Source organism: Sporanaerobacter sp. PP17-6a (assembly GCF_900095615.1).
Classification (GTDB): domain Bacteria; phylum Bacillota; class Clostridia; order Tissierellales; family Acidilutibacteraceae; genus Acidilutibacter; species Acidilutibacter cellobiosedens.
This window is the reverse complement of the sequence record NZ_FMIF01000036.1, coordinates 41,758-67,895: the sequence shown is the minus strand read 5'-3', so window position 1 is coordinate 67,895 and position 26,138 is coordinate 41,758. Positions and strand designations below refer to the sequence as shown.

General features: G+C 33.6%; 25 protein-coding genes and 1 tRNA gene. 8 read left to right on the top strand and 18 right to left on the bottom strand.

What is annotated here, in order from left to right:
• Nucleotides 1-20: 20 nt before the first annotated feature.
• The 15 genes from PP176A_RS13465 to PP176A_RS13395 form a co-directional block, all read right to left on the bottom strand.
• A complete protein-coding gene (locus tag PP176A_RS13465) occupies nt 21-860 on the bottom strand; it encodes a PTS system mannose/fructose/sorbose family transporter subunit IID (protein WP_071140992.1) in 840 nt (279 codons plus the stop codon).
• 7 nt (nt 861-867) lie between these two features.
• Nucleotides 868-1,632, bottom strand: a complete 765-nt coding sequence (locus tag PP176A_RS13460) for a PTS mannose/fructose/sorbose/N-acetylgalactosamine transporter subunit IIC (protein WP_071140991.1) — start codon at nt 1,630-1,632, stop codon at nt 868-870.
• A 367-nt stretch (nt 1,633-1,999) separates the two neighbouring features.
• Complete coding sequence (locus PP176A_RS13455; protein WP_071140990.1) at nt 2,000-4,609, bottom strand: sigma-54-dependent transcriptional regulator; 2,610 nt, start codon at nt 4,607-4,609, stop codon at nt 2,000-2,002.
• 142 nt (nt 4,610-4,751) lie between these two features.
• Nucleotides 4,752-5,366, bottom strand: a complete 615-nt coding sequence (locus PP176A_RS13450; RefSeq protein WP_071140989.1) for a hypothetical protein — start codon at nt 5,364-5,366, stop codon at nt 4,752-4,754.
• Nucleotides 5,367-5,519: 153 nt separating this feature from the next.
• Nucleotides 5,520-6,362 (bottom strand): PTS system mannose/fructose/sorbose family transporter subunit IID, encoded by an 843-nt coding sequence (locus PP176A_RS13445; RefSeq protein ID WP_071140988.1) that lies wholly within the window; start codon nt 6,360-6,362, stop codon nt 5,520-5,522.
• A 1-nt stretch (nt 6,363) separates the two neighbouring features.
• Nucleotides 6,364-7,110, bottom strand: coding sequence for a PTS mannose/fructose/sorbose/N-acetylgalactosamine transporter subunit IIC (locus PP176A_RS13440; RefSeq protein ID WP_071140987.1), 747 nt, complete (start codon nt 7,108-7,110; stop codon nt 6,364-6,366).
• Nucleotides 7,111-7,267: 157 nt separating this feature from the next.
• Nucleotides 7,268-7,762, bottom strand: coding sequence for a PTS system mannose/fructose/N-acetylgalactosamine-transporter subunit IIB (locus PP176A_RS13435; protein WP_071140986.1), 495 nt, complete (start codon nt 7,760-7,762; stop codon nt 7,268-7,270).
• A gap of 32 nt (nt 7,763-7,794) precedes the next feature.
• Nucleotides 7,795-8,421: a ketohydroxyglutarate aldolase gene (locus tag PP176A_RS13430; protein WP_071140985.1), complete on the bottom strand. Its 627-nt coding sequence runs from the start codon at nt 8,419-8,421 to the stop codon at nt 7,795-7,797.
• A gap of 85 nt (nt 8,422-8,506) precedes the next feature.
• Nucleotides 8,507-9,346: a class II fructose-bisphosphate aldolase gene (locus PP176A_RS13425; RefSeq protein ID WP_071140984.1), complete on the bottom strand. Its 840-nt coding sequence runs from the start codon at nt 9,344-9,346 to the stop codon at nt 8,507-8,509.
• A 54-nt stretch (nt 9,347-9,400) separates the two neighbouring features.
• Nucleotides 9,401-10,459 carry a zinc-dependent alcohol dehydrogenase gene (locus tag PP176A_RS13420; RefSeq protein ID WP_071140983.1) on the bottom strand — a complete coding sequence of 353 codons (1,059 nt, stop codon included), beginning with the start codon at nt 10,457-10,459 and terminating at the stop codon, nt 9,401-9,403.
• A gap of 70 nt (nt 10,460-10,529) precedes the next feature.
• Nucleotides 10,530-10,952 (bottom strand): PTS sugar transporter subunit IIA, encoded by a 423-nt coding sequence (locus tag PP176A_RS13415; RefSeq protein ID WP_071140982.1) that lies wholly within the window; start codon nt 10,950-10,952, stop codon nt 10,530-10,532.
• Between the two features lie 46 nt (nt 10,953-10,998).
• Nucleotides 10,999-11,202, bottom strand: coding sequence for an HPr family phosphocarrier protein (locus PP176A_RS13410; protein WP_071140981.1), 204 nt, complete (start codon nt 11,200-11,202; stop codon nt 10,999-11,001).
• A 199-nt stretch (nt 11,203-11,401) separates the two neighbouring features.
• On the bottom strand, nt 11,402-14,236 hold the full coding sequence (locus PP176A_RS13405) for a sigma 54-interacting transcriptional regulator (protein WP_159429070.1): 2,835 nt from the start codon (nt 14,234-14,236) through the stop codon (nt 11,402-11,404).
• A gap of 140 nt (nt 14,237-14,376) precedes the next feature.
• Complete coding sequence (locus PP176A_RS13400) at nt 14,377-15,525, bottom strand: iron-containing alcohol dehydrogenase family protein (RefSeq protein WP_071140980.1); 1,149 nt, start codon at nt 15,523-15,525, stop codon at nt 14,377-14,379.
• A gap of 67 nt (nt 15,526-15,592) precedes the next feature.
• Entirely contained in the window at nt 15,593-16,711 is a 1,119-nt protein-coding gene (locus PP176A_RS13395; RefSeq protein ID WP_071140979.1) for a 4-hydroxybutyrate dehydrogenase, read from the bottom strand.
• A gap of 635 nt (nt 16,712-17,346) precedes the next feature.
• Between PP176A_RS13395 and PP176A_RS13390 the strand changes: the two genes are divergently transcribed.
• Complete coding sequence (locus PP176A_RS13390; protein ID WP_083381965.1) at nt 17,347-17,910, top strand: hypothetical protein; 564 nt, start codon at nt 17,347-17,349, stop codon at nt 17,908-17,910.
• Between the two features lie 57 nt (nt 17,911-17,967).
• Here PP176A_RS13390 and corA read toward each other — a convergent pair whose 3' ends face one another.
• Together corA and PP176A_RS13380 are read right to left on the bottom strand one after the other, a co-directional pair.
• Nucleotides 17,968-18,978, bottom strand: coding sequence for a magnesium/cobalt transporter CorA (corA, locus tag PP176A_RS13385; protein WP_200796161.1), 1,011 nt, complete (start codon nt 18,976-18,978; stop codon nt 17,968-17,970).
• Nucleotides 18,979-19,004: 26 nt separating this feature from the next.
• Nucleotides 19,005-20,189, bottom strand: coding sequence for a winged helix-turn-helix domain-containing protein (locus tag PP176A_RS13380; RefSeq protein ID WP_071140976.1), 1,185 nt, complete (start codon nt 20,187-20,189; stop codon nt 19,005-19,007).
• Nucleotides 20,190-20,369: 180 nt separating this feature from the next.
• Between PP176A_RS13380 and PP176A_RS13375 the strand changes: the two genes are divergently transcribed.
• From PP176A_RS13375 to PP176A_RS13365, 3 genes are all read left to right on the top strand, one after another.
• Nucleotides 20,370-20,445: transfer RNA gene (locus PP176A_RS13375), tRNA-Thr, on the top strand.
• Between the two features lie 276 nt (nt 20,446-20,721).
• Nucleotides 20,722-21,372 (top strand): flavin reductase family protein, encoded by a 651-nt coding sequence (locus PP176A_RS13370; protein ID WP_071140975.1) that lies wholly within the window; start codon nt 20,722-20,724, stop codon nt 21,370-21,372.
• Between the two features lie 35 nt (nt 21,373-21,407).
• On the top strand, nt 21,408-21,662 hold the full coding sequence (locus tag PP176A_RS13365; protein ID WP_071140974.1) for a TIGR04076 family protein: 255 nt from the start codon (nt 21,408-21,410) through the stop codon (nt 21,660-21,662).
• Nucleotides 21,663-21,820: 158 nt separating this feature from the next.
• Here PP176A_RS13365 and PP176A_RS13360 read toward each other — a convergent pair whose 3' ends face one another.
• Entirely contained in the window at nt 21,821-23,380 is a 1,560-nt protein-coding gene (locus PP176A_RS13360) for a ClC family H(+)/Cl(-) exchange transporter (RefSeq protein WP_071140973.1), read from the bottom strand.
• Between the two features lie 287 nt (nt 23,381-23,667).
• On the opposite strand from PP176A_RS13360, the gene PP176A_RS13355 reads away from it, so the two are divergent.
• The 4 genes from PP176A_RS13355 to PP176A_RS13340 all read left to right on the top strand — a co-directional run bounded on the left by PP176A_RS13355 (nt 23,668) and on the right by PP176A_RS13340 (nt 26,124).
• Nucleotides 23,668-23,973, top strand: coding sequence for an AbrB/MazE/SpoVT family DNA-binding domain-containing protein (locus PP176A_RS13355; protein WP_071140972.1), 306 nt, complete (start codon nt 23,668-23,670; stop codon nt 23,971-23,973).
• Nucleotides 23,970-24,704: an ABC transporter ATP-binding protein gene (locus tag PP176A_RS13350; RefSeq protein WP_071140971.1), complete on the top strand. Its 735-nt coding sequence runs from the start codon at nt 23,970-23,972 to the stop codon at nt 24,702-24,704. Before PP176A_RS13355 ends, PP176A_RS13350 begins: the two co-directional genes overlap by 4 nt.
• Entirely contained in the window at nt 24,701-25,438 is a 738-nt protein-coding gene (locus tag PP176A_RS13345) for an ABC transporter permease (protein ID WP_071140970.1), read from the top strand. Before PP176A_RS13350 ends, PP176A_RS13345 begins: the two co-directional genes overlap by 4 nt.
• A gap of 257 nt (nt 25,439-25,695) precedes the next feature.
• Complete coding sequence (locus PP176A_RS13340; protein ID WP_071140969.1) at nt 25,696-26,124, top strand: MarR family winged helix-turn-helix transcriptional regulator; 429 nt, start codon at nt 25,696-25,698, stop codon at nt 26,122-26,124.
• Nucleotides 26,125-26,138 lie beyond the last annotated feature (14 nt).

The window sequence follows — 26,138 nt, the reverse complement described above, 5'->3', positions numbered from 1 at the left end:
ATAGAGTCGATTCGATTAAACTAAAATAATCCAATCAGTCCTCCTACGATTGCTATAGCAATTAAAATAAGCAGCATCTTTGTTGTACTCATCTTTTTCTTGGTTAACATGTAATAAGTAAACATAACAAAACACAGCGGCAACAAACCGGGAATAATTTTATCCAATATTTCCTGCAATACCAATTTATTCTGCCCTAATGTAATATTTGCAATTGTTTTTACCTTTACCGTAGTTGCGGCTAACCCTCCGATAGCTATCCCGCCAATTGTAGTGGCTAATGTCATATATTTTTCAAGCTTATTGGAAGCAACCAGCTGTTGTATTCCTTCTTTTCCCTTAGAATAACCGGTTTTAAATAACCCCCAGTTAATTCCGTAATTTATTGCCAAAGTAAATACCATATAAAGGATCGGCCCTAAAAAGTTACCCGTTAGCCCAAGTGAAATGGCTATGGAGCCGATAATAGGAATTAGTGTTCCCTGCCTTAATGTATCTCCTATTCCCGCTAAAGGCCCCATTAAACTGGTTTTAACGCCGCTTATGTCCTCTCCGTTGATAGGCAACCCATTTGCTCTTCCTTCTTCCATGGAAGCAACCAAACCAACTACCAATCCTCCTAACAGCCAAATCTCCGTATTATAAAATTCCATATGCCTCGTTGCCATTTCTATTCTGGCTTCTTTATTTTCCGGGGTATCGGGATAGAGATCATCTACAACCGGAGACATAGCAGTAACAAATCCCGGAGCCTGCATTCTTTCAAAACTATATACTGCCTGAGCCATTGAATTCCAAATCCAAAATGATTTTCGTAAACTCTTTTTACTTATAGTTTTTTGTACATTAGCTTCACTCATAATAAAACTATACCTCCTCTTCCTTTTTAAACTTTAATTCCCCATAGAAATAAGCAATAATGCATGCGAAGACAGCCAAAACAGACATAGGAAGTTTGAAATAAACTGACGCAAAGAAGCCAAGTAAAAACCAAGCTATAATACCTTTACGGTTGCTGATATTCTTAAGTGTTATGGCAATCCCAATGGCCGGTAAAATAGAACCTATTGCACTTAATATAGCCAAGGGCTTACCTTCCAAGGCACTTATAAGTCCTTTAGCAAAATCTCCGCCGAAATATACAATTAAGGCAACCGGAATACCCGTTAATGCTAAGGTTGCTAATTGAGCCGGAACCAAACTGATAAACGCGATTTTTTTAAAATCCCCTTTTTCAGCTGCAGCATCCATTCTTTGAACAAAAAAACTATTCATTGTCATACGGGTATTCCAAAGAACCGTTCCCAATAAGCCGAAAGGAACCGCCAACGATATGGCAACTCCGGGACTGGCCTTGCTTAATATAGCTAAGGTCGTACCTACTATGCCTGCAATTCCCGGCTCGCTCGCAACGGCCCCGCCTGCCGAAATAAAACCAATATACATCGTATTAATAGTCGCTCCGATAATTAATCCCAGCTTTGGTTCTCCTAAGATAATGCCGACGATAGTCCCCGCAACAATAGGCTGACGTATGGAAACACTTGCTAACCCGGTAAACCATGGAGAATTAGCCACAGTCAAATAATAAAGTATACCAATCAATACTGCTTGCAAAATACTGACTCTCATTATAATTCCTCCTATCTGTTTTAATAATAATTTATATTAACTTAATACGTTTTCATCACATGTATCTTATTTTTCCGCCTAATCTAATATCTATAATGAAAACGCATGTCAGACACAATTATTACTAAATCCCCGTAAATATTTATTGATATCCAAACTAATATCTCCTTTCTCTTCTTCTTTGGATTTCACTATTGATATTATTGCAAATATAATGCCAATCTTTTATGAATTTTTTATTAAATTTTTAAATGTCTGTTTTGGCTGAATCAAGGCTTTTTTAACAAAAAAAATACGATTTATTTTTAATAAACCGTAAATCAGTCGAAAAATATTTAAGTGTGATCAATTTTCTATTCTGTGATTGTTAGTGTGATGGTTTTGTGAATATCGTATAATGCATATCAATTAACTCTACAATATAACATAACTCACTGTCCGGTATAGTGATTCCGAAGGAATTCTCTATAACCCGGAAAGATTCCTTAATAACATTGAAAAGTTTCTCTTTAGATTTTTTCAGATTTTCAAAATTTTTATACTGAAGTGTTTCACCCTTTAAGACCCTTTCAAGCATACCTGCACAGTGAAATTGAAATTTAATAATAAGGCCGTCATCAATTTTAGAATTAATTTCACTGCAAATCTTGAATAATGTTTCCTTTAACAATTCATAACACTTGGTTGGATTTATAAAAACCAATACATTATCCAGTAATTCTATTAAACGTTCTTCATTTGAATATATATATCTGTTAGTCTTATCTTTCATACTGTCTATATTTAAATCATTTTCCTTTAATGTAACCCCCTTTCCTATATATTTACTCATTCCGTTAACTTCATCCACCAGCATATCCAAAGTCATATCAGGCAACATGGATTTCCTTGTTGCTTCTATAACCATAGGGGTACTTACCATGCGAATAGTCTTTGTGCTTATTCCCGTCTTATCCGTTATAATATCCGAAAATGTTGTTAACGATCCCATATCCACCAAAAGCAAAACACCCTTTCCCATATCTATTTTTTTAACGGTATTCAGTGCTTTTTGATATATCTTAGATACTTCTTCATCCAGCGGCATATCAATAGCCTTGGCGTGCTCTACCCCCAATAGCGTATTTGCTGCATCCGCCATGCTCGATGCGGTACTGTTTCCATGGCATAAGACCAATATCCCTATATAGTTCAATTTGTTTCTTTCTTTTAAAGCAGATAAAAACATAGCCATCAAAACTACTTCTTCTTCAGGAATTTTAACATTTATTTTCTTTTCTAATCTATTTGTTATTTCCTCTATAATTTTATATTCTCTATCTATCTCTACATTTTTTAGATTTATTTTAGGCTTAGAAATTCTATCTCCACTTTTTACTTTTTCTATTAAAGTTTCAATGTGCAACGATAAAGCCCCCACTATTCTTCTATCCAATTTATAGCCTAATTCACCTGAAGCATCGGTTAATACGCTGTCTATTACCTCCAGTATTTCGGGGGATGCTATTTTCGAAAGTATATCTTCTTCGTAAATTTTCTCTTTTCTTTTCATATATGGTTTGGATTCAAAATACTTTTCAATTTCTTTATTGATATTACTTTTTATAATGTTTACCGGAGTTCCCTTTTCAAAGTATTCCGTTGATTTTCTCAGCAAGTTTTCATAAAAATCTTCTTCCATGCTGTATTTTCCGTTCATTAAAACTTTTTCCAGCCCATCTTTGCTATCGTTTTCAAATCCTTTAAATATTACTTGATTTAAGCTGTTTAAATCAAAATTTTTAACTATTTCCTTTCTGTCCTTATTAAAAGTAAAAATACCTTCTTTAAACCTATCCGTTAATTGAGACAATTTTACATCTACATATTTTTTACCGCTTATAATAAATTCGGAAAAGGCATTTGCACATATTAACTGAATATCGTTTCTTAATTGTCCTATGTTGCCGGGACAATTATATGCTAATAACAATTTTAATACCTCTGTAGACACTCTTATGGGATGTTTAATATTTTTTGCTTCGATATTAAAAAAGTTGTATATCAATTTCATTCTGTCATCCAGATCTCTTTCCTCCAAATTCGGAAACTTTATTATACAAGGTATCCTTCTTCTGAAAGTTTTTAAAATTGTATTATCTATGCTCTCCGTTGTGGCTGCTAAAATTAAAACATTTGCTTTATGAGTATTGCGCGATTCTCCCAATCTTCTGAATGTACCCCTGTCCATTATCGAAAAAAACATCTCCTGACCTTCCGGCGGCAATCTGTGAACCTCATCTAAAAATAAAATTCCTCCGTCCGCACTGTCTATCAGGCCTTTTTTATCTTTATTGGCACCGGTAAAAGCCCCCTTTACATATCCAAACAGATGTGACAGCAACAATTGGGGGTTCCCCGCATAATCGGCACAATTAAATATTATAAACGGAGATTCTTCACTAAGTCTTCCCACTTCAATAGCGTATCTGTACATAATTTCTGCAAATAATGTTTTGCCGGTCCCCGTTTCTCCCAAAAGCAAAGTATGCAACCCTCTCGGAGGATATAATATAGCTGCTTTTGCCTGTTTTACTTGTTTATTTAAACTACTGTCGGAACCTATAAGTTCAGAAAATATTCTTCCCTTATTTTTTTGTGGATCATTATTTTCAACCGGCTTGTCATATTCGGTAGAATTTAAAGACGATATTAAATCGTCACTGTTTAAAAATACGCATTTTTTAAACTTAACATCACAGATATCTTCCATTACACTTTTGCTGCTATATAAGACAGGCCTTCCTAAAATTTTTATCACTTTTTCCTCCTTAACCAGTCTGTTTAGATATCTGCTTACCCCGCTTCTTTCTATATTCATTTTTTTAGCTATTTCACTAGTGGTAAAGCCTAACTTTATATTATTATAAACATCATTACCGGATATTAAATATGTCAATTCTTTAAGGCAATTATATATCTCAGATGTTTTACTCAACTTAACCCACCTCTATAACCCTTAATTTCTCAAGATTTTCAACATAAATTTCTCTGTTGTTTTTTACATACACTTTTCTTATAATATAATCCGGCATAAATCAAATCTATTGTATCCGAAATTTTACCGCTATATCTTAAAACTACTTGTTATGATTATAGTAGATTATATGTTTTATGCCTAATGCAATTGCCACTATTGCACCTAATACTACAATACTATCATCCACCTTAGAATTATTTAATGGTTCATAGAACAAACTTATAATAAGTCCTATAGAAATTGCAAAAAATACTACAATTTCAAACATTACTTTTCCCTTGGAAAATTTTATTTCTTTTTTTCTTTTGGCTTTTTCATTTTTTATGGCCGGTAACTGAGGAAGTATTTTTTTATTGAAATATACGGTAAATCCCATATACATAAACAATCCGATAACAACCCATAGCCAGTAACTCAATTTGGCCAGCCAACCTATAATTATAGCAACAGAAATTGAATTGAATAATAAATTTTGAAACATGCCTACAGAATTTATATTTTTTTCAGATATCAGATAATATTGATCGGTTTTCTTTACATGAAAAACATAATTTCCGGCTTTATTAGTAAATACTTCGGTAAATAAACTTAATATCATAAATATCCTCCCAATATAAGAAATTGCACAAATGCTTATTATTTTCATAACCAAATTAACAAAGGAAACAAAAACATTAGCAAGAATACTATGTGCTACAATCATTAATCTAATCATAAAATTATCTTCTCTCCTTTGTCAAGTTAAAAATTTCAATATAGCATTTATTCTGTTGATTAATAAATGTTCTTTGGAAAGATATATAAGCTTCCCAAAGAACATCCCTTACAAAACGAACCGATTATTTATATAAATGAGTAATATATTAAACTATCCAATGATACCTAACGCTCCACCAATAAAACCTATAATAAACAGCATTAGCAATACAAAACTTGCACTTTTACCTTTAACTTGTAATCTCCAGGCAAACAGAGTCACAATTAAAGGCAATAGCTTAGGAAGAATTTTATCAAAGACATCCGCTAAAGAAAATTTTGAACCTGTGCTGAGCACAGTATTGTAGATTGGAGCAATAGAAACAAACTTGACCACCATAGCACCCAAACTGAATAGACCGACTATTCCTAAAAATGTAGTTACTTTGCTGACAAAACCTTCATCTAAGAGCTTGTCAATCGAATTTAATCCTAATTTATAACCTCTCACAAATGAAAATTTAGTAACAAGAAAATCGTAGGTAAACATTACAATACCCCAAGCTAAAGCTGCCCACACATGTCCTTGTATAGCCCATCCAAGAAAAATGCTCAAAATTAAAGGTTTAATTAGAGCCTGTGTAATTGTATCTCCGATACCGGCTAAAGGACCCATCAATGCAGTTTTAGTATCGGTAATAGTATTTGGATCAATAGTATCCGGATTATTAGCATATCCTTCTTCCAAAGCAACTGTTATCCCCGGAATTACGGCTCCCCATCGAGGTTCTGTATTAAAGAAAACCATTTGCCTCTGAAGGCCTTCGGCTATCTTTTGTTTATTATTTGGATACAGTTTGTCTAAAATTGGTCCCATCACTGTTGCCATAGCTCCTGCTTGCATACGTTGATAATTATAGGTAAGGTGAGACGTTATATGCCATGTTAAAAAGGCTCTGTCCACATCTTTCTTTGTTAATTTTGACTTTTTATTTACTGTTGTTTCATTATCCATATTATTTCACCTCTCCCGATACTTTGTTAGAACCATATATTGTGAAAAGATATGCTAAACAACTTCCTGCCAATGCAAAGAATAACAAATCTGTGATTCCAAGGTATGCACTAACAATAAATCCTAATATAAAGAAAACAATGAGGTTTTTCTTATACATAAACTTGAATAACATTGACATTCCTAATGCTGGTAATGTTTTCCCTACGGCACTAAATCCGGCCATGGCCCATGCTGGTATATTGTTTATCATCAATTGAATATAATCAGAACCAAAGTAAGCAATTAAAAATACAGGTAAAGCTCTTATAAATATTACGGTAATCGGACCAGCCAACAATTGTATTCTACCAAGTGTCTTATAGTCTCCTTCTTCTGCAAGTTTGTCCATTCGAGCCGGCCAAATTGAAGAAATCGTCATGAATGCAACATGAGCATAGTTGCCAATTAATCCTATTGGTACAGCAAAAGCTACCGCAGCATCCGTCGATAATCCTGTTTGAATTCCTACAAGAGTACCGAGTAGACCGGCCCAGTATAGGTCTGATGCATTTGCTCCACCGGCACTAATCCATCCTAAATAAGAAATATTAATTGTAGCACCAAGAATAACACCTTCTACTGGTTTACCATAAATTAGCCCAACCCAAAAACCCGCCATTACCGGTTCTCTAAAAAAGTACCAATGAAGTGGTCCCTGTATACCATTAAACAAAGCAACTAATGCGACTAATAAAGCCTGAACCATTATTATAATACCTCCCATTCATATAATTTATAAAAAGACAAACTATCTACAATCGTCAACCCCACCTCCATTCAATTCTTTTATCCATAACTAAAATCTGCATTGTTTTACTGTTTTCACCTTCCTTTCACTTAATGCTAAATTTATATCAAATAAACTATTCAAAAACCTTTTTCTCAATAATGTTGGAAAATGGATAAGGCCTATCTTCAGGAATAGGTTGTAAATAAATATTTACTCCTCCGTTATATAATACTTTCAATCTGTCATAGTCCTCTTTAGACATAACAACTTGCTTATAAACATTTTTTTGACCGGCTGCTCCACCAATACCGCCAATTTGCATATCAGTAAATTCAAGGCCTTCTTCCCAAATCTTTTTAGCAGTTTTTATATCTTTAAATAACAATAAAATATTTCCATCACCAAAGTGGTCTTCATTCCATTTTTTTATAGCTGAATCTTGATCATATACATTTACAACAGTACCGTTGGGTACAGCGTTAACTAATATCCTGGAAAGAATTGGATTATGCGCGGAATTATCGTCAATAACAACAATCTTGGTAATGCCTAGATTAACAACCCAACGAGTCATTACTTGTCCGTGAATTAATCTGAAATCTACTCTTGTCAATTTAATATTTTTCATAATATTTGTTTTCCTCCTCATGAATTTAACGTTTACCTATTTGCAACTACAATTTCACGCATTTCCTTTGCATTTGCTGTAATTTCTTCTTTTGAACCTTTGGTTAAGAGTCCGCCAGCGCCAACAGTCATAACTCCCGCTTTAATCCATTCTGAAAGATTGTCCAGTGTGATACCGCCGGAAGCCAAAATAGGAAGAGTTGGAACAGGAGTAGTAAATATATCTACTAACTTGGAACCATAAAAATTGGAAATTGGAAACGCTTTAATAAAAGAAGCACCATATTTTAAGGCTTCAACAATCTCTGTATAGGTAGAACATCCAGGTCCATAGGGAATTTGATATATATTGGCAAGTTCGGCAATATCTTTATTAAATGTAGGAGCGATTATAAATTCAGCTCCATTTAAAATTGCTAATCTTGCAGTTTCCGAGTCCAAAACGGTTCCGGCTCCTATCAATAAACGGCTGCCAAATTTCTTTTTAAGCGCCTTAATAACTTCACCTGCATTATTATTGGTATAACTTATTTCTAATACATCAACTCCCCCATTTAAACAGCCTTCGGCAATTTCCAGACCTCTATCAATTGTATCAACACGAACAATTGCCATAATTCCCGTATCTTCAATTCTATTAATAATATCTGCTTTATACATTCTTTTTCCTCCTTATTTTCAAAGCTAATATTCTAATCCAATTTAATATCATCATTTATTGTTGTCCTTTACTTAAAGCAATATTTTAAGTTCTTTCTCTGTTAACACATCCAAAAAGCATCATATAATGCTTAAGCATTTCTTTATAGCCTTCAGTACCATCTGCATATATTTCAGCAAGATTCGGGAACTCTGCTTTTACAAGATTTTCTTTTACCTTAATAGCTCCGGCAGTTCTTAAATCCGTACCTATGTTTACCTTTGTTATACCAATTTCAACAGCTTTCCTCAGATTATCGTCTCCGGAGGATGATCCTCCGTGAAGTACTAAAGGTACACTACATTTAGCCTTAAGTTCAGCCAACCTATTAAAATCTATATGTGGAGTCCCTATATATCTTCCATGAGCTGTTCCTACTGAAACTGCAAGACAGTCTACACCGGTTTGATTAATATAATCTACAGCTTCATCAACATTCGTAAGTCCTGCATCCCTGTCATTATCATACGTTACACCTTGTCCAACATGACCTAACTCCGATTCCACTGAAACACCTACAGCATGGGCCATTTTAACTACTTCGGCAACTTGTTTAACATTTTCTTCAAAGGGTAAAGTTGATCTATCTACCATTATAGAAGTAAAACCGTTTCTGATTGCCTTAACTGCAACTTCATAGTCTTTACCATGATCGAGATTTAGGGCTGCCGTAACTTCTGGATATCTCTTACTAAAAAACCTTACCACTTCAGATATTAATTCAAGATCTAAGATTCCGGCACAATCCATTATCAACGGAGATTTAGCTTCTATTGCCGCTTTATACGCTGCTTCTACTGTTTCTGCATTAAACACATTTGGTGCAACAACTCCGTATCCCTCTTTGGCTGCTTTATTCAATATTTTATCCATTGAGACTAACATTTAATATTCCTCCTTAATTTAATGTCAATACTATCTACTAAACTTAATAACTTTTTAATCTAATGTTACAGACACTCTATAGGTACCAGGAGTCGAAGCAAGCCCAAAAGCATGTTGACAATCATCCATAGGTATCTTTTGAGATATAATCTTATCTACCTTAACAACTCTTGAGCCCAAAAGTTCAGCAGCGAGTTGAAAATCAGAATGGTCAGAATTATACGTACCTATTAACTCAAATTCTTTATAATGTATTTGATTAGCGTCTACATGAAGCTCCGCTACCGGATGCCCCGATGCAAAGAATAACATTCTTCCTCTTGGAGCAAGTATTTCCAATGCCTGATCATTAGCCTTCGTATTTGCCACAGCTAAGATTACAACATCAGCACCTCTGCCATCGGTAAATTTATTGATTGTTTCCTTTAAGTTTTCTTTAGCGGGATTTATTGTTTTAAGCCCTATGGACTGAGCAAGTCTACAACGTTCTTCGACAACTTCACTAACCATTACATCTCCACCAAATGACTTAGCTACCTGTGCATTTACCAATCCCAGATTTCCTGCACCTATTACAACAACTTTATCTCCAGGGACTATCCTTACACGTTTTGCTCCATGTATACAAGTAGAAGTCGGCTCCACAAATGCTGCTTCTTCATAAGGCAGGTTATCACTTATGGGATATAGCCTACTTGATTCATAAGCGGCATATTGGCTGAAACCAAATGAACCAATTATTCCGCCAAATTCTACTTCCTTAGGTTTATTAGTGCATCTATCCGGGTGGCCCAATCTACAGAAGTGGCATTCTCCGCAACCTCTTGAGCTTTGTCCTCCGAAGACTACATGAGTCCCTATCTTAAGTGCAGGATTAGTAACGCCTTCACCTAACTCAACAATTTCTCCTGCCATTTCATGGCCCGGTGCCCAGGGGAATTTTCTTCCCATGGATTTTCTGAACCCTTTCCAAGTCTGCCAGTCTACCGTACATATATTACATTGATGTATTCTTACAAGTACTTGCCCTGGCCCAGGTTTTGGTATATCCATTTTTCTAATAGCTACCTTGCCGATATCCTCCATTATCATTACTTTCATCTTGCCTTCCATTCTATATCCTCCTTTATATGGTTGCTCCAGAATGTTCTATAATAAGTACATCAAAAGCCATAAAATAAATTTAACAATTTCTGTTACAATACTTTATTGCATCCTTACAACTTTCCGCGCCTGCTCTCTCTACTGTCTGAACTAATTCCTCATTTGAAAGATACTCTCTTGAGGTAACTGCCTCTATAAGCATAGCTAAATTAATTCCGCTGATTACAGAACAGTTATATTTCTCTGATAACATTATTGACACATTACATGGAGTTCCTCCAAAAATATCTACCATTATTAATGAACCTTTCGGCATAGAATCTAATCTTGTTCTTACTTTTTTAGTAAACTCCTCGGGACTCATGCCTGGTAATAGGGCCTCTCCGTAAACTCCCTCCATTTCTCCTAATATCATCTTCGAACTTTCAATAAGTTCTATGCCCGCCCTTCCATGAGTCAAAATTAAAATTCCAGGCACCCTGCCTTTACATTCTTGTCCCATATATAAATGCACTCCTCTCTTAATAAATCTAATTTACATAAATTTGCTATTCTTCACCAAACTTTGTTCTTATTAAACTTCTTAATCCCATTATTGTTACTTGTTCATCCTCAGTCATTAACAAAATTTCCGTTCCTTTTGTTATTCTCAACACCAGTATGTTCATAATCGATTTGAATTTGCCGTTTTGTAACCTTATTGCTTCTTTTGTAAGTAATGAAGCAAGTCTTACATATAAGCCTGAATACACATTTTCCTCCCGTTGATTCTACTTTAAAATTATCACTTTAACATTTACAAATTTATTATTAGCAAATTCCATGCCAACCATCTGTAACAAGATTTAAATTTCCTAAGCCCTTAGCAAAACATCCTATAACTTCATCCTTTATAATAATTATTGTTGAAATAAAAAAATCAGTAACTATTTATTAGTTACCGATTTTTTATTACGTAAATAGTAAATCATATATATAATAAACTTCTCCATCGGATAAATTTATGTCATATGTAGATTCAATATTTTTAAATGATACTTTTATTACACTTAAAATCCTTTCGTCTACATTTTCAATCATACTTTCCGGTATCTCTAACGGCCTTCTGCTTACTACTATTCTTTCAACCATACAACAGCAGTGAATCATAAATCTTAATGTTACCTGCTGAGAAAACTTCATATTTAACTCCCTACAGATTTTATCATAAACATCATTAATCTCCGATAATACCCTTTGAGGATTCAGAAAAGTTATATAATCTATTATACTTTCAACAGTCATATCTTGGATAAACTTTTTAGAAACATCTTCAATAATGTCTTTCCTCTCATCTTTAGTATTGCCTAACTCTAACATTGCAATTAATAATTCAATTCCCTCCTCAGAAAAAAGCTGGTCAAGTGAAATAAAAGGTATATCCGGAAGTTCCGCTTTAAATGTACCTATTATCCCTAAAATTCGTTCATTTTTATCTATATGACCGGAAAGCCTATCTAAACTTTCCGTTTCCCCATAATCGACTACGCATATTCTCATAGACGAATCGATGTAATCTCTTAGAATATCTTCTATTAACTCTTTGATCTTTACTGCTGTTCCCAGCCCGGTTATACAAGATATAATAAGAACCTTGGATTTATTATTAACCTTACCGTCAAATAATTCACACTCGATTTTCATATTCTCCATTTTTTTAATAATATTATCAAAATCTATGGGTTCATAAATAACCTGCCTTGTTATTTCAAGAAGAACGAGAGTCGTAGTGTTTTTTATAAGTAAAGTTTTCATTTGAAACATCTTACTGACTATATCACCAAAGTACACTAAAGAACCTATATCTACTAATAAAATAAGACGTTTATATCCTCTTTCTTCCACCTTCTTAACAAGAAAATCCAAAGTGTCATGTACCGATTGATCGATAGGCATATCTATTGCCGTAATAACATCGCTTCCAAACAAATTATTAGAAAAATCCGCCATACTTGTAGCCGTAGAATTCCCATGAGCTATCAATATTACTCCACATTCTGTCTGTAATTCCAATTTTGATTTCTTATTTTTTAACTCATTAATCAATAAATTCATATATATTAATTCCGTATTAGGACACTTAATATTGAAAACGGCTTCTATCTTTTTGCATATCTTCTTTGAGCAGTCATAATATCCTAACTTACTGCTGTCCGATAAGTTCTTGGGGTAAATCATAGGGATTTCACCTTTATTAATAAATGATATCAGAGTTAAAAGGTGAGTTCTTAAATTTTCTATCTCATTATTCTCCAAAGCAAAGCCTACAAGTTCTTCAATATATTCGATTATTTTTTTAATCTTATCTTCTATTCTATAACCATATTCTTTGGTAATATTTTTGTTCATTTTACTGTTGTGTGCTATTCCGTAATGAAAAATCGTTTCCAACTTATTCATCAATAAAGAACTTGTTTCATCTGCCGGGATATTGCTGTTCCTCAAATTTTTATATTCCTTTGATAAGTAAGAATAAAAAATATCCGGTTCATCTTCTTCAGATATACTTGTTAATTTCTCCGTTAAATTTTCATTAAAATGAGGAAATATGCTGATATATTTTCTGTCATCAAACATATCTTTAAGGATCTGCCTCACTCCAATATCCTTTAAAATATTTTTATGCTTCACGTATCTTCCGTCAATTAGTAAGTAGTCCTTTCGCTGAGATATCTTATTGACATAAGCTTGAGCACAGGCAAATTGAATTTCACTTTTAAGTTCCCCTATATTTGCCTCAAAATCACTCGATAAAAGATAATACATATATTCCTGGCTTATTCGAATTTCTAAATTTATTTTTTTACTTTCTATTTGGAAAAAGTTAAATACCAACTCTATCTTTTCCTCTATGCTTTTGTCTCTAAGGGGAGGTAATTCAATATTAACCTGGATTCTTCTTAAAAATGTCTTTAAAAATCCTGACTTTATATCTTCCGTAGTCGCACAAATCAATCTTAAGTTTATTTTTTCTTCCTTTTCCGGAGAACCCAATTTTCTAAAGGAACCCTTATCTAAAATTGAAAATAATTTTTCTTGTCCTTCTGAAGGTAATCTATGAACTTCATCAAGAAATAAAAATCCCCCGTCAGCTTTTTTAATGATTCCCTCTTTATCTTTAGTCGCTCCTGTAAAAGCACCTTCTTCATAGCCAAAGAGATGGGAAGTTAAAAGTTCAGGATTATTATAATATTCAGAACAATTAAAATATACCAAAGGACCGTTCTTGCTTATAACACCCATCTTTTGGGCAAACTCATGTATTATTTCCGCAAAGTACGTTTTGCCAACTCCTGATTGACCTGTCAGCATAATATGCAATCCATTGGGAGGATATAAAACTGCTGCCTTTGCTTTCGCAATTGCCTCAGCTAAACTTTTGTCGTAACCGATTAATTTCGTAAAAGGATCTGTGCCTTCTATTTGAAGACCATTAGGTATTGCTGAATAATATTCTAATATCTCTCTGATATCCTTAACCTCACAAAATTTATTATTAATTTCACGGCCCAGCAAAATTTCTAAAGATCCTTTATGGATAAACAATACAGGTCTGCTTTTAACTTTTATTACATATCCATCAATACATAATGAGGTTAGTTCTTTACTCACCGTATTTCTTGCTATTCCCACATTTTTTCCTATAAATTCCGCACTAAAACCTATATTGACACCGGTTAGCAGGTTCTCCTTGGTAATTTCATTGCTCAGTCTTTTTAATTCATCGTATATTATGTCTTTTCTCAAATTTTCTCTCCCCTCCATTTGCAATAGATTCTAACTCTATTAGACATATTGTATATTATTCTAATACTAATTTCATTTAGCAATCTATGTAAAAGCACGGAATAGATAATGGCAGTTATTATCTATTCCGTTTAAAGTTTCTATAAAACCTTTCTATATAATGCTTCAATATCCTCTACTGTACTTTGACGAGGATTAGCCAAGATATTCCCTGATTTCATAGCATCCGTTGCCATTTCCCGGATTTTATCTTCAGTAACACCTACTTCCGATAAATTTGGGGGAATTCCCAATGAAGAAATTAAGCTCTTAATTTCCTCTGTCAGCATATCTGGAGTGAAGTTATAAGTTTGTTCCTTACTTAATTTAATATAGTTATAAATTTTTTCGTATTTCCCATTATCGGTTAATGCATTATACTCAATAACCGCCGGTAATAAAATTGCGTTAGCAATTCCGTGGGGTACATTAAAGTAACCGCCAAGAGGATGAGCCATAGCATGTACATTGCCTAAAAGTGCTCTTGTAAAAGCAATACCGGCAAAATTACTTGCAATCAACATAGCACTCGCTGCTTCCTCATCTTTTCTGTTAGCAACAAATCGACGAATATATTTCCCTATAAGCTCCATAGCCTTCTCTGCCATGGTGTCTGTAAAAACATTGGAATTTAGGGAAATATAAGATTCTATAGCATGTACTAAAGCATCAATTCCTGTAGATGCTGCTACAATTGGAGACAACGACATAATCAGCTCAGGATCCAGAATAGCAAAACTCGGAATCATAGTACTGCTAATGACAGCAAATTTATAATTTCTTGATTTATCCGTAACTACAGAAGTCCTTGTTACTTCACTGCCCGTTCCGGCTGTAGTAGGAATTGCAATAATCGGTATTATCTTACCCGGTACTTTTTCATATCCCTCATAATCCGTGATTTCTCCTCCATAAGTCGCAAGAACTCCAACAGCCTTTGAGACATCCATTGGGCTACCTCCACCTAAAGCGACTATATTTGTAGCCCCGCTATCTTTGTACATCTTGGTTGCCTCATATACTGTCTCAATTGACGGGTTTGGCTCAACATCCAAAAAAACATCATACTCTAAACCCGATTCTTTTATTAAGTCAGTAAGTTTTTTAACTGCTCCTATTTTATTAAGTGTCGGGCCTGATACAATAAATACCTTTTTACAGCCATTGTCTTTCAGTATGTCAGGCACTTTTTTTAGACTTCCACTTCCAAACACAACATTTTGAAACACCGAAAAGTTAAAATCTTTCATTTTTCCCTCCTTATAATGATTTCACAAAATCATCTATCCCTATTAAATTTTTGAATGCCTTGCTATATTAATACAAAGTCCTATATATATCCTTAAATTCCTCTACGGACAGAAAAACATAATTGTTGACCAATAATCTTTGCTGTTCTTTTTCTACAGAAATAGCAAAGGAAGATATCTCACTTTCTTTCATTCCATATTCTCTTAATCTCTTTTTAGGAACCATTAAAGCGAAGAGTTCTTCTATCTTTTCAAAAACTTCAACATTCGCATTGCATTCAAGAATATCCGCTACGAATTCTACAAATATTTTAATCTTGCCCTTAGGGTTTTTATCATAATATTTCTTCAAAACCTCACTGTAAAACTGATAATTAGCTTCCCCATGGGCCACATGGTATGTACCGCTTAAAGGATAAGCTAAGGCATGTACGGCTGCTGTTCCGGCATTCCCAAAGGCTATACCGGCATAGTTGCTTGCTACGAGTACCTCTTTTTCAACATTCTTTCTTTCCTTCTGGCCCTTTACCATCAGAGTTTTAAAGGCTTTTAATATTTCACTAATTGCTTTTTTTGCGAAAATATCTGTATAATCATTTGCTTTAGGTGATAAGAAAGCCTCGGTAGCATGTACTAAAGCATCTATGGAACTGAAACAGAAAAATTTAAAAGGCAAAGTAGATATCAGTCCAGGAATAAGAACAGCTTTGTCAGCAAAAAGTTCATCATTGGCTATACCTAATTTTGTTCCTTTTTTAGTGAGTGTGGTAATTGATATGTTTGTTACCTCGCTGCCCGTACCGCAAGTAGCCGGAATTATAATTAATTTTTTATCTCTAACTACTCTCGAAGGATCTTCAAAGAGTTGTTCAACATAGTCGAATTTTTTTAACGATAATAATTTGGCTGTATCTATGACCGTTCCTCCCCCTGCAGCTATAACCCTATTGTAACAAATATCCTTGACCTTATTTACTATTCCGTCAACCATAATATCAGATGGTTCTCCCTTTCCAAACTCTCTTGGGAAAATCACATGGCATTTAAGATTTAAATCTTTTATAAAGAGTTCATATATAAGTTTTTGTGTAACAAGCAAATCCTTTTCTCCTAAAGGTATATCTTCTATAAATTCCTTAAAAGTATCAAATTGATAAATCTCAGGTCTAATTCTAAACCGCTCCATATTTATTTCTCCTTTTTCATATATATTTAAAATTTTTTTTAATACCTAAATGGTTTTTCTAACCATTTAATTTAGCAATTTCTATGCCAATAATCTGTAACAAAATTAGAGGGATTTTATAATCAGGTACTAAAAATTTATTTTCCTTTATAGTTGAATTAACTGATTCGATTCCTTAAATACATCATTAAACTTATTTAATATTTCTTCAATACATTATCTGCAATATTTATACATATTAGGAGTTAATTCTTTCTTTTTCGAAAACTTGTTTTAAAGATTTCCCTTTATTATTATATTAAAATCTGATATTATATTAAAAAATACATGTTTACATTATTTCTTTACTCCACTTTAGGCTGCTTAACCAAAATAGTAATATGTTTTAGAGATGCTGTCAATGTTTTTTCTCATTTTATGCTGTATTTCCTAACTTCCACTGTGCTGTAAACTCAATAGGGTTCAAATAAAAAATACAGAAAGTATAGCAACAAACCAATTTACTTTTTCTTTTAGTAAGTATCTTAATTTATACAACAAATTACTGCTTAGAATCAAGATAGACATAAAAGATGAAAAGTATAATTTCCTTCTCAAATGGAAAATATAAGGAAATACAAAAAAGGAGAGATTCGATGATTAGAAAGGCTACAATTCAAGATCTCGAAGGAATCATGACGATTTTAAAAACCTTAGGTAATCCCAACAAAGATTCGGTTCAAGGTTTTTTAATAGCTGATTATGCAGGACAAGAATCAAAATATCGCCCTATATACGAAGAAAAACTACAAAAATTGCAATATTTTTATGTCAATGAGCATGAAGGACAGATACAAGCATTTTTGATAGCCTATACCCAAGAAGAATGGTTGCTGCGGGAACCGAACTGGCTGAAAGAAACTTGTTGGGATCCTAGGTTTGATCAGACCAAACTGAAAAACTTTGTATTAGTAAGTCAGACAGCCATGCTTCCCCATCTAACAAGGAAAGGAATCGGTAGTGCTTTATACCAGTCTTTTATTTGGGATCTTCAAAAAGATAAGATTAAAAATATCTTTGCAGAAACAGTTATCGCCCCTATCCCCAATTTTGCCTCTCTTAATTTTCGCCTTAAGCAACAGTATACATTGGTTGGGTTGCGTTACGAAAAGCACAATAAAGTGAATTATACCACTCTAATTTATCATAAAGGTATATAGGTTATTTGAAAAAATCAAAAGCTATTTTTTAGTTGGACAAATTGCTGCCTAATTTTGTTAAAACCATTTCTTTTTCTTAAAGTAATAGACCATGAAGCTTGAAATAGCAATCATAATTGCCCATGTAATAGCATAACCCCATCTATATTCAATTTCAGGCATATACCTAAAATTCATACCATAAACTCCAACTATAAATGTAAGAGGTATGAAAATCGTAGAAATTATGGTAAGGACCTTCATTATTTCATTAAGTTTATAACTTGTATTGGAGACATATAGTTCCATTAGTCCTGTAAGAATTTCTCTATAGGTTTCCGTCGTTTCAATTGCCTGAGCTATGTGTTCATAGACATCTCTGATATATGGTTCCGTTGATGGCTGAATCAATTGATTCGACTCTTTTCCCATCAAAGAAGTAACTTCTCTTAAGGGCCATATATATTTGCTTATATTCAATAGAATCTTTTTTATCTTTCTAATTTTATACAAACGCTCTTGTGAATTATTCATTATAACTTGTTCCTCAAGGGTATCAATTTTTTCATCCAATACTTCAAGAACATCAAGATATCCGTCTACAATTGCATCAAGTAATGAATACATAAGATAATCAGCACCAAATTTTCTGATCTGTGTACCTTCATTTCTTATTTTGTCACGGATATCATCAAATACGTCTCCTTTGGTTTCCCCAAAAGAAATCACATAATTCTTTCCAAGAATAAATCTTATATGTTCAAGTACCAATTCATCCCCGGAATAATAAATCATCTTAGCTACAATATACAAAAAATCTTCATATTCTTCAATTTTAGCCCGCTGATTATTATTCAATATATTTTTAGTTACCAAGGGATGAATATTAAATACATCGCTAATCTTATTCAATACTTCCTCACTACATTGCCCGTCGATATTTATCCATCTGACATTTCCCTCCGGAATATCCCCAAGCAACCGGAAATTATATTTCTTAGTAGTTTCCGTCGTATATTCCTTGTACTTTTTCGAATTATATTCAATAACTTCAATTAAACTATGACTATTTCTTTTAGGAGTATTCATTTCCATAACACCTTCTAAAGTTTAATTTATATTTTACATTCGATTTTAAATGTCTCACAGTGATTAAAAACCATAAATTGGTTTATTTCAGTTTGAAAAAGTTTATAAAAATCATCATCAATTTTAGTATTTCCTTCCTTCCAAAAATTGAGTACATTAAGCTGTCTTACTTTTTTATTAAGGACAATTTCTATCCTTCCCACAAATCGATTTCCGTATAAAACAGGCAATACATAGTAACCATATTTTCTTTGACTCTTAGGTGTATAGATCTCCCATTTATAGTCAAAATCAAAAAGTGCACGGATAAGTTTTCTGTCCCAGAGCATATTATCAAGAGGAGCTATAAACTCGAGACGCAGTTTAAATGCATCCTGTGACAACACTGTTTTTATAAGTTCTTCATCTTCCTTAAGAAAATAAAGGATGCCTTGAATACCCTCAACTTTGCACTCCATTATTTTGTTTTCGGACAAAAGCAACGAAAATATATTGTTACGACGTTCTCCGTTAAATTTGTTGATGCCAAGCCATGCATCTGACGCCTTATTCCAAAGCAATCCTACTGAACCGATTCTACGAAGAACCTGCCATTTTATGAAATCATCTTCAGTTTTATTTGGATCTTCAGTGTTCAAAATCATCTCTTCAATATAATCTTCTGCCAAAGAATAATACTTATTATTTCCTTTCTTATGATGGATAATTAAATCTCCACGGAAATATAGGGTTTCAAGTACCGCTCTTGATAATGTTGTCGGAGCCCAAGGCCAATCGACCATCTGTTTTAAATCAATATCCTTGGAACTTACACATCCTTTTTCTTTTATAATTCCCTTAATCTCGCCTGCAACCTTATCTACTTTATCATGACTTCTTCCATAAGATCTATAATTTTCACGTAAACGAGCAAAGTATTTCCAATCTTCCACTCTAAAAATCGACATATTCTTATCAAAATAATCTATAAGTTTTCTATCCTCGTATAAAAGTTGATAAAGCATCTCCTTTGTAAATCCTAAAACTCTGGAATGCAAGACAAGCTCCGGATTTTTCCCACAAATATCAATCGGGTCAAATTGAATACAGCCGGCTTGCCTAACATAATCGCACACTCCCCCTTTATCTTCAAATTTATAATCTCCGATTAAACCTTGCTTTAAAAGTATAAAATTACGACCTTGGTCATTTGTTAAATTGTAAGTTTCCATTAAAAGTACCTCCTAAAAAGACAGGATAACAAAAATCATATGACATTATAAAGCAGATGAATCTATCAGCCTTGTAAAAATTATATATTAACATATTCAAAATTACAATTGGATACTACGATTTAATAAATTTATCGCTGGACAAAATAGCCTTTAGATGGTAATATATATTTATGTTATGCTGTTGTGGCTCAGTTGGTAGAGCGGCGCACTCGTAATGCGCAGGTCACCGGTTCAAATCCGGTCAACAGCTCCAAGTGAAGAGGTTGTAATAGGATATTTATTCTATTACAACCTCTTTTTCATAAATTAGAAGGAAAAATCTGTTTTATAGAGAATAATCAAATAGTAGAAGTAGAATACGTTTGAAGACATATCAGAAGGGTAAAAATCCTATTTTTAATATATATGCAGAAATAAAACTGATTTCTGAAAATATAAGATATTATGAAAAAATATAAATAATCATGTCATACTGTTGTCATGTTTGGTTTGTTATACTGTAAAAAAAATATCGAAAGGAGCAAGTATAATGAAAATTGAAATAGGTAAAACCCGACCACAGAATTTTAAAGAATATTGGGAGGATCAGTATCGCATCTTTTCACATTTTGAATATGCATGCGGCATACCCCATGTTATGTTTGCCATAACGACCTATAAAGAAAACGGTAAACCTAACGTGAATCTTCACTCCTGGAGTTCCTTTTCCGGTGATGGCAGCGGCTTTTTTGCAATCATTTCCGGACTTTACCAACATACCCATGCTTATAAAGACATCCTCAGGACAGGTGAATTCTGTATTAACTTTCTCAGTGCTGATTATTATGACAACCTTTATGATACGATCAAAAATAATAATTATGAAGCTGATGAATTTATAATTGGCAAGTTTACGGAAGAAAAAGCGAAACTCATTAATGCTCCGCGAATTAAAGAAAGCTTCTTGTGCTTGGAATGTAAATTACACAGTACCTCGGATTTAACCAATATGGGTATTGCAGTACTGGTCATTGGTGAAGTAATTAATATTGCTATAGATGAAGAATACTCAAAAGGCATAGATAAAAAATATTCCGAGACAGGTTTTATGTTTAATATCCACGCTCCAAAAAATCTATCTACAGGAGAAGATAATATCAGCGCCGTTGCCACATGTAATATAGTCAGAACGGAAAGTTGAATTATAAAAGATTATGGTACAAAGGAGGAATAAAAATGCCTAAAGTCAAATTGACTGTAGTAAAAAGCAATTGTAGAGGTAGATATTGCAAAGAAGGGGATGAATACATCATTGAAGATTTATGCCCCCCTATCTGCCATGAACTTTGGAATGCGGCATATCCTTATGTCTATACATTGCTAAATGGTGGAACATTGGATTATGGCAATAAAAGGGCAGCTATGTTTGACATAAAATGTCCTGATGAAGGTAGGGTTATAATCCATGGTGAAATAATAAATAATAGCTGAGATATTTTATAGGGAACTGTTGTATAAACAGTTCCCTTACATTACAACCCATTATTTAGTCAATATCAATTTTCTCTAATTTTAATATCTGAATTATTTAATCAAATTTATTTTATATTTTTCTGTCCAATAATCCATCAAATGAACCAAGTCATAAATTACTGTAAAGTTGTAATTCTGTTTAATATCTCTCTTACCTTAGGTTCTTCATTTAAATTAATAAGAAATACCAGATAATCTTCTCCCAAAATTCTCGTATTTCCTTTAGGAATAATATCCCTTCCTCCCCGTCTGATTGAAATAAGGAGGCACTCCTTCGGAAAAGCAATTTCTTTTACAAGTTTATTCTCAGCTTGGCAACCGTGATGAACAATTGTTTCTATGGTAATTTTCTTGCTTTTATCATATTCCGTGTCTATCTTGGATTCTGAAATTTGATTTTCCAGCAGAGAGTCATATATAGGTGCACTTTTCAATAAATCAGCAACTACATAAGCCGAAACTGCAACTACGGTGAGGGATAACAGATGAGTAAATGACCCGGTCATCTCAACCAGCAAGATAATACCCGTTATGGGTGCTCGGACAATCGATGTGAAATATCCAGCCATAGCAAGTATTATAAAATTGTAAAATAAATTTTCGTCACACCCTAAATAGTTTATTGAAATATTTCCCCAAATTGCACCGATAATCCCTCCCATAATGAGAAGAGGAAAAAATATTCCTCCCGGCGCACCGGAGCCAAAGCTTACCATAGAAAATATAAATTTAACGGCAAGGATCAAAAATAAAAACCTAATCCCCGTGGATAACTGAAGTTGACCGATTATTTTATTTCCACTTCCCAATACGATGGGGAAAAATATTCCCAATAATCCAGCACAGGCAAATGTAATTATCATTCTGACTTTTATATTGGATTTCCCGATTTTTTTATAAAGTTTCTGGCTCTTTAATAATATATAATTATAAAAGGCTCCGGCAATTCCAAGTATAGCTCCAAGTATGAAAAGCAACCAATATTTATTCAACGGTATGGTATTTTGAACGTTAAAATTAAATACGGGACCGGTTCCGAAAATAACTCTGGCAATAAAATCAGAAACAACAGCTGCTGTCATAGTCGACAATAAAATAACAGGAGAAAAATATTTAAATATCTCTTCCATTGCAAACATAGCCCCTGCCAGAGGAGCATTAAAGGCAGCCGAAAGTCCTGCACTTGCACCGCTTGCAATCAGTATCTTCTTCTCTGTCTGAGAATCGGCAAATTTATCTCCTATTCCCTGAGCCACACAAGCTCCAAGTTGAACCGACGGTCCTTCTCGCCCTAAAGAAAGGCCTGATAATATAGAAAGAGCTCCTCCTCCAAATTTTGCAATTAACGTACTGAACCAATTATTCTTAAAATATCCCATTATAATTCCTTTAACTTGAGGAATACCGCTTCCGCTAATCATCTTATATTTTGAAACCAAAATTCCTACAAAAAAACCGAGAAGACAAAGTATTATAAATACAAAGGGGAATAATATCAAATGACTATCTATGTAATCATATACTCTAAAACATAATTTTTCTCCACTCATAAGAACTAAACGATAAAAAGATGCTACAATACCTACTGCCAATCCTATTAATATGCTCTTATATAAAACCGGCAATTTCTTGGAATTAATATCAATTACTGATTTGTATTTGTTGTTAGTATTCATAAAATTTCCACCTTTAAATTATTGAATTTAATTAAATAGTCCAATTGCGATTATAACATAAAAAAATAAAAAATAAAAATACGTTTCTGTTAACCAAACAGTTATTTAACGACAGCATATATTTATATTATGCTGAGATAATGAAATTATCAAAGTAGTTAACCTGTAAATGAAACATTTGGCCTCAAATTAAGTTATTATTCGGAGGTTTTCATTGACAAAATTTAAATTTAAAAGTATAATTAGTTATACAAGTATTACATGTAAAACTTATTGGAGGTTTTAATATGAAAAGTAAATCTAAGAACACAGGTAAATATATGGGTTCAGTCAAGGTAGGCCCAAAAGGTCAAATTGTAATTCCTAAGGAAGTTCGTGACATGTTTGGAATTGAATCTGGAGATACATTGATTTTACTTGCCGACGCCCAGAAAGGTATTGCAATTGAAAGAACAGGTATTTTCGACAAGATTGCAGATGAAATTTTAAGTGGGAAGGGCAGAGAAATTTATCCCGAGCATAGCAATGAAGACAATTTAACTTTTGCAAAGGAAATTAAAAAAATCAGCGACAATGAGGAGAAAAAGAAATGATAGCAATTCAAACAACTAATCTTACAAAAAAATATAATGAAAAAACAGTTGTCAATTCTCTTAACCTAACTATTGAACAGGGAGAACTGTTTGCTTTATTAGGCGTAAACGGTGCAGGAAAATCCACCACCATAAAAATGTTATCATGTCTTACTAAACCAACAAAAGGCGATGGAATAATTTTCGGTAACAGCATCGTCTCAAATCCAATAAAAGTGAAAGAACATATCAACATTTCACCTCAGGAAACGGCCATAGCTCCTAATCTGACTGTCAAAGAAAATCTTGAATTTATTGCAGAAATATACGGAAGTAACAAAAAACAAGCCAGACAAAAGGCCGAAAATACTATATCAGCTTTTGATCTCTCCGAAATTGAACAGACCAAGGCAAAAATATTATCGGGTGGTTGGCAAAGAAGACTTAGTATTGCAATGGCATTAATTTCAGAACCTCGAATCTTGTTTCTTGATGAACCTACCCTTGGTCTTGACGTACTTGCGAGGAAAGAGCTCTGGAATATTATTAAAAAATTAAAAGGTAAAGTTACGGTTATTCTAACTACTCATTATTTAGAAGAAGCAGAATCTCTGTCTGACAGAATCGGCATTATGGTAAAGGGTGAGTTAAAAGCAATAGGTACCGTAAGCGAGCTACTGAAAAAGACAAATACAACAAAATTTGAGGATGCTTTTATTGCTATCGCAGAAAATGGAGGTATGGATGTATGAAAACATTAGCTTTTGCTTCACGAAACGGAAAAGAAATTGTGAGAGACAGAATTAATTTAGCCTTTGGCATTGGTTTTCCCGTAATCCTGCTTTTACTTCTATCAGCAATACAATCAAATATTCCCGTTAAACTATTTGAAATTAAGCACCTTACTCCCGGAATTGCGGTTTTTGGACTTTCCTTTATTTCGCTTTTTTCAGGTATGCTGATTGCAAAGGACAGAACCAGTTCATTTATGCTGCGTTTGTTTGCTTCTCCCCTTAAATCAAGTAATTTTATTTTCGGATATATGCTTCCCCTATTCCCTATGGCTATGCTGCAAGTTTGTGTATGTTTTGTCGTGGCATTTTTCTTGGGATTAGCCCCAAGCATGAATGTATTGCTTACCATCATCGTATTAATTCCGGCAGCAGTTTTGTTCATTTCAATAGGTTTGCTTTGCGGCAGTTTATTCAATGACAGGCAAGTGGGCGGTATATGCGGTGCACTGCTGACGAATTTGAGCGCGTGGCTTTCCGGAACTTGGTTTGACATTGATCTGGTCGGCGGCGCATTCAAAAAAACTGCAGAGGCACTTCCCTTCCTTCATGCTGTCAATGCCGGAAGAGCCGCCATTTCCGGCAATTATTCTTTAATTTTATCAGATTTATGGTGGGTAATCGTATATGCAGCTATTATTACGGTCATTGCTGTCCTTGTATTCACAAAAAAGATGAACAGTGACAAAATATAATGGAATCCATTTGCTGAAAATGTAAATTAGAATAAATTGGATTTTCCTATAGATTATAAAAGTATATGGAAAGGAACTTATTTTAAATTAATATTAAAAATAGGTTCCTTTTTTATAACCCATAGGAGAATCATAATTTTTTTAATATAAATTTTTCGTAAATGGGTTCCAAAAAAGTATTATTTGACATTTAAGTCTAATTAAAATATAATTAGGTTACTAACAATTAGTTTACTAATTATAAAGGAGGAAAATTTATGTCTATTGGACTACACATGGCTTTGGTTAAAACCTCTCATGCTCAGAAAAATAAGACACGCCCCGGTATGACAAAAATTGGTCTTTCTCCAGGGCAGCCGAAAATTTTAACTTATGTCTCGGAACATAATTGCTGTATGCAAAAAGAAATAGCGATGGCACTGGATATCGAACCGGCAACAGTATCCCAGCTCCTAAATAATATGGCACAAAACGGCTTAATCAAACGTTCGGCTCCTGCTGAACGAAAGCGTGCAGAATCGGTTTCAATTACCGAAAAAGGACAAAGTGCCTATAAGAAATGGCTGTGTCTCTGTAAGGAAATTGAAGAAGTTTCTCTACAGGGTTTTACAAAAGAAGAACAAGAACAATTTTTGGACTATCTCAGCCGTATGTATTATAATTTAACAGATAAAATCCTTGAATAAAAATTTATTTAGAT

What these genes read in the sequence shown, in the direction of transcription:
- PP176A_RS13355 (WP_071140972.1), top strand. Translation starts at nt 23,668, where the DNA reads ATGAAAAGTAAATCTAAGAACACAGGTAAATATATGGGTTCAGTCAAG.
- PP176A_RS13390 (WP_083381965.1), top strand. Translation starts at nt 17,347, where the DNA reads ATGATTAGAAAGGCTACAATTCAAGATCTCGAAGGAATCATGACGATT.
- corA (WP_200796161.1), bottom strand. Translation starts at nt 18,978, where the DNA reads ATGAATACTCCTAAAAGAAATAGTCATAGTTTAATTGAAGTTATTGAA.
- PP176A_RS13350 (WP_071140971.1), top strand. Translation starts at nt 23,970, where the DNA reads ATGATAGCAATTCAAACAACTAATCTTACAAAAAAATATAATGAAAAA.
- PP176A_RS13340 (WP_071140969.1), top strand. Translation starts at nt 25,696, where the DNA reads ATGTCTATTGGACTACACATGGCTTTGGTTAAAACCTCTCATGCTCAG.
- PP176A_RS13445 (WP_071140988.1), bottom strand. Translation starts at nt 6,362, where the DNA reads ATGGATAATGAAACAACAGTAAATAAAAAGTCAAAATTAACAAAGAAA.
- PP176A_RS13365 (WP_071140974.1), top strand. Translation starts at nt 21,408, where the DNA reads ATGCCTAAAGTCAAATTGACTGTAGTAAAAAGCAATTGTAGAGGTAGA.
- PP176A_RS13395 (WP_071140979.1), bottom strand. Translation starts at nt 16,711, where the DNA reads ATGGAGCGGTTTAGAATTAGACCTGAGATTTATCAATTTGATACTTTT.
- PP176A_RS13440 (WP_071140987.1), bottom strand. Translation starts at nt 7,110, where the DNA reads ATGGTTCAGGCTTTATTAGTCGCATTAGTTGCTTTGTTTAATGGTATA.
- PP176A_RS13460 (WP_071140991.1), bottom strand. Translation starts at nt 1,632, where the DNA reads ATGAGAGTCAGTATTTTGCAAGCAGTATTGATTGGTATACTTTATTAT.
- PP176A_RS13415 (WP_071140982.1), bottom strand. Translation starts at nt 10,952, where the DNA reads ATGGGACAAGAATGTAAAGGCAGGGTGCCTGGAATTTTAATTTTGACT.
- PP176A_RS13370 (WP_071140975.1), top strand. Translation starts at nt 20,722, where the DNA reads ATGAAAATTGAAATAGGTAAAACCCGACCACAGAATTTTAAAGAATAT.
- PP176A_RS13400 (WP_071140980.1), bottom strand. Translation starts at nt 15,525, where the DNA reads ATGAAAGATTTTAACTTTTCGGTGTTTCAAAATGTTGTGTTTGGAAGT.
- PP176A_RS13450 (WP_071140989.1), bottom strand. Translation starts at nt 5,366, where the DNA reads ATGATTAGATTAATGATTGTAGCACATAGTATTCTTGCTAATGTTTTT.
- PP176A_RS13420 (WP_071140983.1), bottom strand. Translation starts at nt 10,459, where the DNA reads ATGGAAGGCAAGATGAAAGTAATGATAATGGAGGATATCGGCAAGGTA.
- PP176A_RS13380 (WP_071140976.1), bottom strand. Translation starts at nt 20,189, where the DNA reads ATGGAAACTTACAATTTAACAAATGACCAAGGTCGTAATTTTATACTT.
- PP176A_RS13465 (WP_071140992.1), bottom strand. Translation starts at nt 860, where the DNA reads ATGAGTGAAGCTAATGTACAAAAAACTATAAGTAAAAAGAGTTTACGA.
- PP176A_RS13360 (WP_071140973.1), bottom strand. Translation starts at nt 23,380, where the DNA reads ATGAATACTAACAACAAATACAAATCAGTAATTGATATTAATTCCAAG.
- PP176A_RS13345 (WP_071140970.1), top strand. Translation starts at nt 24,701, where the DNA reads ATGAAAACATTAGCTTTTGCTTCACGAAACGGAAAAGAAATTGTGAGA.
- PP176A_RS13425 (WP_071140984.1), bottom strand. Translation starts at nt 9,346, where the DNA reads ATGTTAGTCTCAATGGATAAAATATTGAATAAAGCAGCCAAAGAGGGA.
- PP176A_RS13430 (WP_071140985.1), bottom strand. Translation starts at nt 8,421, where the DNA reads ATGTATAAAGCAGATATTATTAATAGAATTGAAGATACGGGAATTATG.
- PP176A_RS13435 (WP_071140986.1), bottom strand. Translation starts at nt 7,762, where the DNA reads ATGAAAAATATTAAATTGACAAGAGTAGATTTCAGATTAATTCACGGA.